Origin of the sequence: Streptomyces bicolor (assembly GCF_000719285.1) — a bacterium.
In the GTDB taxonomy this organism is placed as follows: domain Bacteria; phylum Actinomycetota; class Actinomycetes; order Streptomycetales; family Streptomycetaceae; genus Streptomyces; species Streptomyces bicolor.
This window is the reverse complement of the sequence record NZ_JOFS01000074.1, coordinates 1-10,723: the sequence shown is the minus strand read 5'-3', so window position 1 is coordinate 10,723 and position 10,723 is coordinate 1. Positions and strand designations below refer to the sequence as shown.

11 protein-coding genes and 1 pseudogene are annotated in these 10,723 nt (G+C 71.2%); 4 read left to right on the top strand and 8 right to left on the bottom strand.

Annotated elements, in window-relative coordinates; translation table 11 throughout:
• The 3 genes and pseudogenes from IF78_RS51070 to sigE form a co-directional block, all read right to left on the bottom strand.
• Window positions 1–435, bottom strand: a pseudogene (locus IF78_RS51070) (protease); the annotation flags it as partial.
• Window positions 436–1,411: 976 nt separating this feature from the next.
• Window positions 1,412–2,386, bottom strand: a complete 975-nt coding sequence (locus IF78_RS0142415) for an anti-sigma factor family protein (RefSeq protein ID WP_031488069.1) — start codon at window positions 2,384–2,386, stop codon at window positions 1,412–1,414.
• Complete coding sequence (gene sigE, locus IF78_RS0142410) at window positions 2,383–3,081, bottom strand: RNA polymerase sigma factor SigE (protein ID WP_037642843.1); 699 nt, start codon at window positions 3,079–3,081, stop codon at window positions 2,383–2,385. Before sigE ends, IF78_RS0142415 begins: the two co-directional genes overlap by 4 nt.
• 235 nt (window positions 3,082–3,316) lie before the next feature.
• On the opposite strand from sigE, the gene IF78_RS0142405 reads away from it, so the two are divergent.
• Complete coding sequence (locus tag IF78_RS0142405) at window positions 3,317–4,015, top strand: O-methyltransferase (RefSeq protein WP_324617308.1); 699 nt, start codon at window positions 3,317–3,319, stop codon at window positions 4,013–4,015.
• A gap of 121 nt (window positions 4,016–4,136) precedes the next feature.
• Here the strand turns inward: IF78_RS0142405 and IF78_RS47250 are convergent, their stop codons facing one another.
• Window positions 4,137–4,304, bottom strand: a complete 168-nt coding sequence (locus IF78_RS47250) for a DUF3117 domain-containing protein (protein WP_003966491.1) — start codon at window positions 4,302–4,304, stop codon at window positions 4,137–4,139.
• A 377-nt stretch (window positions 4,305–4,681) separates the two neighbouring features.
• On the opposite strand from IF78_RS47250, the gene chcB reads away from it, so the two are divergent.
• On the top strand, window positions 4,682–5,485 hold the full coding sequence (gene chcB / locus IF78_RS0142395) for a 2-cyclohexenylcarbonyl CoA isomerase (protein WP_031488066.1): 804 nt from the start codon (window positions 4,682–4,684) through the stop codon (window positions 5,483–5,485).
• Window positions 5,486–5,578: 93 nt separating this feature from the next.
• Here chcB and IF78_RS0142390 read toward each other — a convergent pair whose 3' ends face one another.
• Both IF78_RS0142390 and IF78_RS0142385 read right to left on the bottom strand, forming a co-directional pair.
• Window positions 5,579–6,166 (bottom strand): DNA-3-methyladenine glycosylase I, encoded by a 588-nt coding sequence (locus IF78_RS0142390; RefSeq protein ID WP_031488065.1) that lies wholly within the window; start codon window positions 6,164–6,166, stop codon window positions 5,579–5,581.
• Window positions 6,163–6,525 (bottom strand): DivIVA domain-containing protein, encoded by a 363-nt coding sequence (locus IF78_RS0142385; RefSeq protein ID WP_031488064.1) that lies wholly within the window; start codon window positions 6,523–6,525, stop codon window positions 6,163–6,165. The genes IF78_RS0142390 and IF78_RS0142385 overlap by 4 nt, the downstream gene beginning before the upstream one ends.
• 145 nt (window positions 6,526–6,670) lie before the next feature.
• Between IF78_RS0142385 and folP the strand changes: the two genes are divergently transcribed.
• On the top strand, window positions 6,671–7,531 hold the full coding sequence (gene folP, locus IF78_RS0142380; RefSeq protein WP_031488063.1) for a dihydropteroate synthase: 861 nt from the start codon (window positions 6,671–6,673) through the stop codon (window positions 7,529–7,531).
• A 50-nt stretch (window positions 7,532–7,581) separates the two neighbouring features.
• On the opposite strand, the gene IF78_RS0142375 is transcribed toward folP, so the two are convergent.
• Window positions 7,582–8,340, bottom strand: coding sequence for an LOG family protein (locus IF78_RS0142375; RefSeq protein ID WP_031488062.1), 759 nt, complete (start codon window positions 8,338–8,340; stop codon window positions 7,582–7,584).
• Window positions 8,341–8,485: 145 nt separating this feature from the next.
• Window positions 8,486–9,565, bottom strand: coding sequence for a succinyl-diaminopimelate desuccinylase (gene dapE, locus IF78_RS0142370; protein WP_031488061.1), 1,080 nt, complete (start codon window positions 9,563–9,565; stop codon window positions 8,486–8,488).
• 85 nt (window positions 9,566–9,650) lie between these two features.
• Between dapE and IF78_RS0142365 the strand changes: the two genes are divergently transcribed.
• On the top strand, window positions 9,651–10,628 hold the full coding sequence (locus tag IF78_RS0142365; protein WP_078662817.1) for a VldE C-terminal domain-containing protein: 978 nt from the start codon (window positions 9,651–9,653) through the stop codon (window positions 10,626–10,628).
• Window positions 10,629–10,723 lie beyond the last annotated feature (95 nt).

Here is a 10,723-nt window from a genome sequence, read left to right as displayed (position 1 = left end):
GGTGGGCTGGGCCGGGATGGGCTGAGCCTGGGTGTTCTGGGCAGGAGTGTCGGCCGTTGGGGGTGCCGTCTGGGCCGGGATTCCGGGGGCCGACGACGGGGCGGGGACGTCAGGGGCTGGAGGCTGTACGGGGGCGGGGACGCCGGCAGTGGGGCCCGGAGCCGGAGCGCCGGGCGTCGAGCTCGGCGGCGGCATCGGTACGGCCGTCCCGTGCGCGGGCGTCGTCGCCGGGTGCTGTACGGGCGGAGCGGGAGCCCAGGGGCCGGGCTCGCCGTAGGGCGGGGTGCCGTAGGGGTCGGGGTCGTGGAGGGGCTTGGGGCGTGTGTCGGCGGGCTCCGCGGGAACCGTGGCCGCAGCGTCGGCAGGCTGCGACGGGACAGCCGCGGACACCCCACCAGGCCGCGCCAGCTCGAAGTCCCCCTCGGCGGACGCCACGTCACCACCACTACCGCTCACACCAGGCCGACGAAGCTCGAAGTCCCCCTCGGCCGAAACCACCTCTCCACCACTGGCACCCGCACCAGGCCGACGAAGCTCGAAGTCACCTTCAGCGGAAGCCGACGCACCACCAGCGGCGCCCGCAGCGGGTCGACGAAGCTCGAAGTCTCCCTCAGCCGAAGCCAGGTCACCATCACTGCCGCTTGCCGCGGGCCGCCGAAGCTCATCCTCGGCAGACGCCACGTCACCACCACCGACGCGCGCCGCCGGCCGGGGAAGCTCGAAGTCCCCTTCGGCCGAAGCCGCGTCGCCGACCGCGCGCGCGGCGGGCTGCGCCAGTTCGAAGTCGCCGTCGGTGACTGCGTCCGTGGTGCCGCCGAGTCCCCCTTCGCCGGTGCTCCCCGATGCGGTGTGTCCAGCCGCGCCCGATGCACGCGCCGCCGCCGAATCGGCCGGCGCCGCCGCATCGCCCGTCTCGTCCGGCGTCGGTTCGGTGTCCTCCGCCTGGGCGGCCGGCTCCTGCGGCCGAGGCCGGTTCCACCACTTCGCCTTCGCGGGCTTCCCCTCGTTCATGCTCTGCTTCCTGCTCGCTGCTGACCGTTGCTCGAGTAGGACGCTTCGCATTCCGCCGTGTCCGAAGGGACCCGGCCGGAGCGCGGCCGGACAGCCCCGGCCGATCGGCCGTCGTTGCGCAGCCCACGACTACGACGGCTCCGGTCTGCCGGCCCCCAACAAGCCTGGTTCCTCGGCAGGCCGCCATCGGGGACGCCCCGGTGCCCGAATGCCTACTCAACTCTGCGCTGTCGCGCTCGAGTTCCCTCCCGTAACCCCGGCGACCTCGTGCTCCCTCCCCCATCCGGCACGCGGCGTCAACGGTGGCCGCGGTTCGTCGACTCCACGCCCGGCCGAACAGGCCAGGGCGCGGCCCACCCCGGATTCAATCAGGTTCGTGGGCCGCTGCGCAGAGGCCGGGTCAGCGGCCGGTGGCGGGCGGGGTGGAGGGGGACGACGTCGTGTCGGGGACGGGTGCGGCGAGCAGGTCGGGGGTCGCCGTGACCTCGGGGACCGTGGACCACGAGGTCAGGGTGAGCGGCGGGGTGGCGCTGAGCGGGCGTATGAGAGGGGACATGGCGGCCGCGCCGGCCACCACGGGCGCCGTCAGGGCGTGCACGTCCTGCTCGGCGGGCTGGGCCGGCATCCCGGGCAGGAGGGGAGCCGACACCTCGGTCGGAGCCGCCGGGGTGTCCGGCGTCCACTGGCCCTGCCCCTGCGCGAGCAGCGGACCGACTCCACGCCGGCGCTGGTTCTCGGGTGCCGTCGAGGCGCCGGTGCCCTGCGTCCGAGCCGGCGTCACATTGCTGCCGCCCGAGCCTGCGCGGGCCTCCGCGTCGGTCGGTGCGCTCGATGTGACGCCGCCGAGCGAGATGGCGGCCAGGGACACCGCGCCCGCCGCGACCAAGGCGAACCGCATCCGTGAGGACCCGGAGCGGTCGGCGTCCGGACGGCCCACGGGATGGGTGCGGAAGCCGCGGTCCGACGAGTCGGGCAGCGCCGGGGCGTGCGGACGCGAGGGAACGTATCCGAACTCGAAGCGGTCGCCCCGCTTCATGCCGAACGCCCCGGTGGCGCCGGGCCGTCCGGACAGTCCGCCGAATCCTCCCCCGCCCAGCGGCGAGCCACCGCCGTCCAGGTCACCTCCCCCGGGGAGGCCCTGAAGACGGGCCAGGAAACTCTCGGACGGAGGCGGCGGGGCCGCCTCCGCGAAGACGTTCTTCAGTCGGCGCTGGGCGTCGGCCTCGGCCTTGCACCTGGCGCACGTCGCCAGGTGGGCCAGGACACGCTCGCGCGTCTCATGACCGAGCTCTCCGTCGACGAGGGCGGAGAGTCGGTCTCCCAGGTGCTGCTCTGCCAGGAGCCTTTCGGCCGGGTTGGGTCGGGAGCCACTCACGCGGTCGCGCCCCCTCCCCCCAGAGCGGCCACGCGCGGCACGAAGGAGCGGCGCTCGGCGCGCGCCTCCGGCGAGCGGTGGGCGAGGGCCTTGCGCAGCTGCGAGCGGCCTCGGTGGATCCGGGACCGGACGGTGCCGAGCTTGACGCCCAGGGTCGCGGCGATCTCCTCGTACGAGAGCCCTTCGATGTCGCACAGGACGACCGCGGCACGGAACTCGGGCGCCAGCGTGTCGAGGGCCTGCTGGACGTCGGCGTCGAAGTGCGCGTCGTTGAAGACCTGCTGGGGTGTGGGCTCCTTGCTGGGCAGCCGCTCCGCCGCGTCCTCGCCCAGCGCGTCGAAGCGGATGCGCTGCTTGCGGCGCACCATGTCCAGGAACAGGTTCGTGGTGATGCGGTGCAGCCAGCCTTCGAAGGTGCCCGGCGTGTACGTCGACAGGGAGCGGAAGACGCGGACGAAGACCTCCTGCGTGAGGTCCTCGGCGTCGTGCTGGTTACCGGTGAGGCGGTACGCCAGCCGGTAGACCCGTCCGCTGTGCGTGCTGACGATCTCCTCCCAGGTGGGCGGAGTCCACGCCTGCCCGTCCGCGTCGGTGGAGAAGGTCGCGGTCTGGGCGTAGTCGCCGGCGTGGCTGTGGTCAGCGGTGTCGTTCACGGATTTCGGCCTGCCCGCCGATCCGAGGAAGCGCCTCAGCACTCCTCCCCGATCCACAGGCGCAGCCGCACCTCCCCTGTCGGCTCTGGTGGTGTCCAGTGGAGCCCCTACCATAGCCACCTCGCCCGTTAGCTCCGGATAAGCGGTTTTACGAGAATTTGATCTGGGCTGATACGGCTGGTGGGCCTGCGTCAGCACTTGCTCGCGGTCCCGTTCCTCATCGTGATCCAACTGTGTCCCCCCGCTCGTCTTCCCACCCCTCTAAACGCCCGGTCCCATCTGCGGGTTCCCGCCCGCAACGGATACAGTCACGCCCAGGCAACCACGGGGACAGGAGAGGGTCATTACCGGCAACCGGCAGACGAGCTGGGCGTTCGCCGACGCCTACGTCGCCGAGGACGACGTCCTGCGCTGGGCCCGCGACCGGGCCCGTGAAGCGGGGCTGCGCTCGGTGTCGCCCGGCACGGGCGCCGCGCTGCGGATGCTGGCCGCCTCGGTGGACGCGAAGGCGGTGGCGGAGATCGGCACCGGCACCGGCGTCTCCGGCATCCATCTCCTGCACGGCATGCGCCCGGACGGGGTGCTGACCACGGTGGACCCCGAACCCGAGCACCAGCAGTTCGCCCGCCAGGCCTTCCGCGCGTCCGGCTTCGCCAGCAACCGCGCCCGCTTCATCCCGGGCCGCGCCCTGGACGTCCTGCCCCGCCTCGCGGACGCCGGCTACGACCTCGTCTTCTGCGACGGTGACCGGCTGGAATTCCTCGACTATCTCGCCGAATCGTTGCGCCTGCTGCGTGCGGGTGGCCTCGTCGTCTTCGAGGGCGTCTTCGCCAACGGCCGCACGGTGGACTCGGGCCCGCAGCCCACGGAGGTCATACGCATCCGGGAGCTGCTGCGCGCGGTACGCGAGAGCCAGGAGCTGGTGCCGTCGCTGCTGCCGGTGGGGGACGGGCTGCTGTGCGCTGTGAAGCGCTGACAGCCTGACCGGCCGTACGCCGCTGACGTACTGGGAAAAGACCGCAACGTACCGGGTAAACAGCGACCCCGGCACCATGTGCGATGCCGGGGCCACCGAAAGGGTAGGGTCGCTTTCCGCGTCAGCCGACGACCTTCTTGAGGGCGTCGCCCAGTGCGTCGGCCTCGTCAGGGGTCAGCTCGACGACGAGCCGACCGCCGCCTTCGAGCGGAACGCGCATGACGATGCCCCGCCCCTCCTTGGTCACCTCGAGCGGGCCATCGCCCGTCCGCGGCTTCATGGCCGCCATGCTCGTTCCCCTTCCTGAAACCAGCTCATAGTCAAAGCCGACGGCCCCATGGAGGGCACGCGTATCTGGCATGAGACACGCGACACCGGCATCGAACACATTGCTTCCAAGCCATTATCCCGCATCTCAGGACCCGATGACCAACATCAGTCGGCATCGCTTGGGCAACGCGCGCGAGCAAAACCACTCAATTCGGCGATGTGACTGCGATACTGCGCCACCGCACACGCTTGGACCGAACAGAACCGGACGTGAATTCTTTGACGCAGGTCACACGTCCGGTCAGGGCCGTTGTCGGCGATCTCCGCCATGCTGTCCTTCGGACAAGTGCGTACCGACCAGTACGCCTAAGCGTCGAGACCCGGAGGGGATACGCCATGGCCGACACCGTGCTCTACGAGGTGAGCGACGGACTCGCGACGATCACTCTGAACCGTCCCGAGGCGATGAACGCGCTGAACATCGAGGCCAAGGTCGCCCTGCGGGAAGCGGTTCGCTCCGCGGCGGACGACAGTGCGGTGCGGGCGGTGTTGCTGACCGCCGCGGGGGATCGGGCCTTCTGTGTGGGCCAGGACCTCAAGGAGCACATCGGGCTGCTGGCCGCGGACCGGGAGAACGGGTCGGGGCAGACGATGAGCACGGTGCGGGAGCATTACAACCCGATCGTGACCGCGCTTACGTCCATGTCGAAGCCGGTGGTGGCCGGGGTGAACGGGGTCGCGGCCGGGGCGGGATTCGGGTTCGCGCTGGCTGCGGACTATCGGGTGGTGGCGGATACGGCTGCCTTCAATACGTCGTTCGCGGGCGTGGCTCTGACGGCCGACTCGGGGATCTCCTGGACCCTGCCGCGCGTCATCGGCGCCGGCCGCGCCGCCGACCTGCTGCTTTTCCCCAGGTCCATCAAGGCGCAGGAGGCCTACGAGCTGGGGATCGCGAACCGGGTTGTGCCTTCCGCCGACCTGCGCGGGGAGGCCGAGAAGGTGGCGCGGGCGTTGGCGGAGGGGCCGACGGTGGCGTATGCGGCGATCAAGGAAGCGGTGGCGTTCGGGCTGTCGCACTCTCTTGAGGAGACCTTGGAGAAGGAGGACGAGCTGCAGACTCGGGCGGGGTCGTCCGAGGATCATGCGATCGCTGTGCAGGCCTTCGTGAACAAGGAGAAGCCGAAGTATTTGGGCCGGTGAGCTCGGGGGCGGTAGCGCCGTCGGGGCTGCGGGATCGTCGTGGCTGATCGCGCCCCCGCGGCGGAGCCGCACATCGATGCAGCCCCGCGCCCCTTACGGGGCGCTTCTCGCGAAGCAGACTTCCAGGTGATCGTCCACCAGACCGCACGCCTGCATCAGGGCGTAAGCCGTCGTCGGGCCTACGAAGCGCAGGCCGCGGTTCTTCAGGGCCTTGGACAGGGCCGTCGATTCCGGAGTGACCGCCGGTACGTCTGCCGGCGTCTTCGGGACCGGGCGCGTGGTCGGGTCCGGGGCGTGGGACCAGATCAGTTCGTCCAGCTCACCGGGCGCCCACTCGGCCAGCACGCGGGCGTTGGCCAGGGTCGCGTCGATCTTGGCGCGGTTGCGGATGATGCCCGGGTCGGCGAGTAGGCGGCCCCTGTCGGTGTCCGTGAAGGCCGCCACCTTCGCGATCTCGAAGTCGGCGAAGGCGGCGCGGAAGCCCTCGCGGCGGCGCAGGATCGTGATCCAGGACAGGCCCGACTGGAAGGCCTCCAGGGTGAGGCGTTCATAGAGCGCGTCGTCGCCGTGGACCGGGCGGCCCCACTCCTCGTCGTGGTACGTGACGTAATCAGGGGTGGACAGGGCCCAGGGGCAGCGCAGTGCGCCGTCCGGACCGGCGAGGGCCGTGCCGTCGCTCATTGCTGGTCCTCCTGGGCGGGCTTCTCCATCGACACATGCGGCATATGGCCGCCGGTGGACGCCTGGGCGCCGGCCAGCGCGGACTCCAGGTCGGCGATCCGGGCGTCGCGCTCGGCGAGCTCGGCGCCGAGGCGGCTGAGGGCGTCGTCGACGTCGGCCATGCGGTACCCGCGGGCGGCGAGCGGGAAGCGGAGGCTCTCGACGTCGGCGCGGTTGACCGGGCGGTCCGGCGGCAGCGGGTCCTGCAGGCGCTCGGGGGCGGCCTCCGGCAGCGGGCCGTCGCCCTCGCCGCCGCCCACCACGGCGAGGGTCACCGCGGCGACCACGACGGCCAGCGCGACGACCAGGAACAGGAACATAACCATCGCTGTGGCCCCCATGGTCGGTGAATGCGTGCGGTCGAGTGTGTCAGGGTCCGATCGTGCCATGCGACTCTGACAGTTAGGGTCGCAGGCGGCCGTATGCAGGCGACTTGCCAGGACGCACTAGGAGAGGTCACAGGGGATGCTCAGGCTGGGCAGGCGTGAGTTCGGCACGCACGAGCCGGCGATCATGGCGATCGTGAACCGGACCCCGGACTCCTTCTACGACCAAGGGGCGACGTTCCGCGACGAGCCGGCCCTCGCGCGCGTGGAGCAGGCCGTGGCGGAGGGGGCGGCCATCATCGACATCGGCGGGGTGAAGGCCGGGCCCGGGGAAGAGGTGACCGCCGAGGAGGAGGCGCGGCGGACGGTCGGGTTCGTGGCCGAGGTGCGGCGGCGCTTCCCGGATGTCGTGATCAGCGTGGACACCTGGCGGGCCGAGGTCGGGGCGGCCGTGTGCGAGGCCGGGGCCGATCTGCTGAACGACGCGTGGGGCGGGGTGGATCCCGCGCTGGCGGAGGTCGCCGCGCGCTACGGGGTGGGGCTGGTGTGTACGCACGCCGGGGGTGCGCAGCCGCGGACCCGGCCGCACCGGGTGACGTACGACGACGTCATGGCGGACATTCTGCGGGTGACAGTGGGATTGGCCGAGCGGGCGTTGGCACTGGGGGTGCCTCGGGAGTCGATCCTGATCGATCCCGGGCACGACTTCGGGAAGAACACTCGGCACAGTCTCGAGGCGACCCGGCGGTTGGGGGAGATGGTGGAGACGGGGTGGCCGGTGCTGGTGTCTCTGTCGAACAAGGACTTTGTCGGGGAGACGCTGGACAAGCCCGTGAAGGAGCGGGTGGTGGGGACCCTGGCCACGACCGCGGTGTCGGCGTGGTTGGGGGCGCAGGTGTACCGGGTGCATGAGGTGGCGGAGACGCGGCAGGTGCTGGACATGGTTGCGTCGATCGCGGGCCACCGGGTGCCGGCGGTGGCGCGGCGGGGGCTGGCATAGCGCCCTTCTTCGCCCCCGCCGCCCCTACCCGTCCCACGGGCTGAAGGACGTCAGCGCCCCGCCTCCTTCGACACCAACGCCACCGCCTCGTCCACGTCGTCCGTCACGTGGAACAGGAGCAGGTCCTTCTCCGACGCCTTGCCCTGGGCCACCAGCGTGTTCTTCAGCCAGTCGATCAGGCCGCCCCAGTACTCGCTGCCGAACAGGACGATCGGGAAGCGGGTGACCTTCTGGGTCTGGACCAGGGTGAGGGCCTCGAAGAGTTCGTCGAGGGTGCCCAGGCCGCCAGGAAGCACGACGAACCCTTGGGCATACTTGACAAACATCATTTTCCTTACGAAAAAGTATCGGAAGTTCAGGCCGATATCGACGTAAGGATTGAGGCCCTGTTCGAAGGGCAGCTCGATGCCCAGGCCCACCGAGATGCCCTTCGCCTCGCAGGCGCCCTTGTTCGCCGCTTCCATGGCGCCCGGGCCACCGCCGGTGATCACCGCGAAACCGGCCTCGACCAGGCCCCGGCCCAGCCGGACGCCGACCTCGTATTCCCGCGAGTCCACGGGCGTACGGGCCGAGCCGAACACGCTGATCGCCGCCGGGAGTTCGGCGAGTGTGCCGAAGCCCTCGATGAACTCCGACTGGATGCGCAGGACACGCCACGGGTCGGTGTGGACCCAGTCCGAAGGGGCACGCTCGTCCAGCAGCCGCTGGTCCGTGGTGCTCGGCGTCACCTGGCCCCGCCTGCGCAGCACGGGGCCCAACCGCTGCTCCTCCGGTGGCTGCTTCTTCCCCTCGGGGTTACCGGTAGCCATGTGCGCTCCCTCCACTGCGGGGCCTGCGGGTGTTGCAGGTCTTTCCACCTCAGCGTAGATCCACGCGGGTTACAGACGGGGGACGTGAGCATGACCGCCATGAAGCGCCATCCCCGCGATCCCCACCGCACCCGTCACCTCGGCCCTACGTCGTGAGCCACGCCCGCAGCCGCTCCTCCCCCGCCAGGACCTTCGCCGTCTCCACTCGCTCGTCCCGCTTGTGCGCCAAGTGCGGGTTGCCGGGACCGTAGTTGACCGCGGGGATGCCCAGGGAGGAGAAGCGGGAGACGTCCGTCCAGCCGTACTTCGGGCGCGGGGTGCCTCCGACCGCCGCCATGAACGCCGCGGCCGCCGGGTGGGAGAGACCCGGAAGGGCGCCGCCGCTGTGGTCGTCCACCACGAACTCCTCGACCCCGCAGTCGGCGAAGACCTCGTGGACGTGCGCGATGGCCTCCTCCTCCGTACGGTCCGGTGCGTAGCGGAAGTTGACGGTTACGACACATTCGTCCGGGATGACATTGCCCGCCACGCCACCGCTGATGCCGACCGCGTTCAGGCCCTCGCGGTACTCCAGGCCGTCGATCACGGGGTAGCGGGGTTCGTACGACGCCAGCCGCGCCAGGATCGGGGCGGCCGCGTGGATCGCGTTCGAGCCCATCCAGCCGCGCGCGGAGTGGGCGCGCTCCCCCTTGGTCTTGAGGAGCACCCTGAGCGTGCCCTGGCAGCCGCCCTCCACCTCGCCGTCCGACGGCTCCAGCAGCACCGCGAAGTCGCCCTCGAGCCACTCGGGACGGTTCTCGGCCACGTGCTTGAGGCCGTTGAGCTCGGCGGTCACCTCTTCGTTGTCGTAGAAGACGAAGGTCAGGTCGCGGTTGGGGGCCGGGACCGTGGCCGCGATGCGCAGCTGGACCGCCACGCCCGACTTCATGTCGCAGGTGCCGCAGCCCCACAGGACGCCGTCCTCGTCCAGCCGGGACGGGACGTTGTCCGCGATCGGCACCGTGTCGATGTGGCCGGCGAGGATCACGCGCTCCGGGCGCCCCAGGTTCGTCCGGGCCACGACGTTGTTGCCGTACCGCTCCACCGTCAGATGCGGCAGGGCGCGCAGGGCGGTCTCGATGGCGTCCGCGAGGGGCTTCTCCATGCCGCTGACGGAAGGGAAGTCGACGAGCTGCGCGGTGAGCTCGGCGGCGTCCAGCGTGAGATCAAGAGAGGTGTCGGCCATGGTCCCGACCCTAACCCGCCGGTCCGTCGCCCCTGATTTCGCACTGAGCCCATACCCCTCAGTAACCTCGGTTACCTTGTAGGACGTGCCGAAGTCGTCCGCCTCTGCGAAACGTCGTGGCCGCCTCCTGCGTTGCGGGGCGGCCTTTGTGGTCCTGCTCGCCGTCGCGGGATATCTCGCGGTGCAGTACGTCACCGGAGGCGCGGGAGCGCCGGGCTGCGAGGTCGTCTCGGGCAAGGGCGACGGCGCGCGGTACGAGTTCACGCCGGAGCAGGCGGTGAACGCCGCGACGATCGCCGCCGTCGGTACCGGGCGCGGGCTGCCCGAGCGGGCCGTGACGATCGCGCTCGCCACCGCGCTGCAGGAGTCGGCGCTGCGCAACATCACCCACGGCGACCGTGACTCGCTGGGCCTGTTCCAGCAGCGGCCCTCGCAGGGCTGGGGCACGGAGCGGGAGATCCTGGACCCGATCTATTCGGCGGGCATCTTCTACGAGCACCTGGTCAAGGTCCGCGACTACACGGAGTTGCCGCTCACCGTCGCCGCCCAGCGCGTCCAGCGCAGCGGTTTTCCGGAGGCGTACGCCAAGCACGAGCCGGACGCGACACTGCTCGCCGCCGCCCTCACCGGGCGTTCGGAAGCGACGCTGACCTGCGAGGGGCTCGCCGGGGGCGCCTCGGCCGGCGGCACGGACTCCGTACGGGCCGCGTTCGTACGGGACTTCGGGCAGGACGCGCTCCAGTCGGCCGCCGCCGAGGTGGGCGCCGCGAAGGCCACGCCCACGCCGACTCCCTCCGTGACCGAGAGCGACGGGCGGACCGTCCTGCTGCCGGTGACCGGCGGCAAGGGCTCCGTCGCCGGTCGCGGTGTCCGCGAGCGCGGGTGGCAGCTGGCCCACTGGGCCGTGGCCAACGCCTCCGAACTGCACATCCGGCGGGTGTCGTACGCCGGCCGGGAGTGGACCGCCGGGCACACCGACAGCCAGTGGCGTGCGATCGCCGGGCCGGGTACGTCGGGGCCGAGCAACGGGCTCGACTCGGTCCGGATCGTCACGACCCACTAGGTCCTGTCGTCAAATTCCCGTCGTCCGCCCGAAGGGCGGGCCCGGCGGCGTCTGGTGCGTGCGATCGCAAGGCGCCGGAGCCGCCCTCGATGGGG